The 312-nt window shown below is 75.0% G+C and carries 1 protein-coding gene; it reads left to right on the forward strand.

Annotated elements, in window-relative coordinates:
* A partial coding sequence (locus IF47_RS0127195; protein ID WP_031511737.1) for a DUF5719 family protein occupies positions 1-312 on the forward strand: 312 nt, incomplete at both ends.

Genomic DNA, 312 nt, shown 5'->3' on the forward strand with positions numbered 1-312 from the left:
CGCCCGCGCTCGTCGGGACCGCCGACGGCAGGTTCGCGCCCGGCTGGACCGTCCAGCAGACCACGGAGGTCGCCGCGGGCACCGGACGCGGCCTTCAGGGCGTCAACTGCGCGGCTCCGGACACGAGTTTCTGGTTCCCGGGCGCCAGCACAGCGGGCGACCGCACCGACTACGTCCACCTGACGAACCCCGACGACTCGGCCGCCGTGGTCGACGTCGAGCTCTACGGCAAGGACGGCTCCCTCCAGTCCCCGGTGGGGGAGGCCATCACCCTCCACCCGCCCCCCAGCGAGCCGGTCCCCCCCCCCAGCC

The sequence above is a fragment of the Streptomyces megasporus genome (assembly GCF_000718985.1).
GTDB lineage: Bacteria > Actinomycetota > Actinomycetes > Streptomycetales > Streptomycetaceae > Streptomyces > Streptomyces megasporus.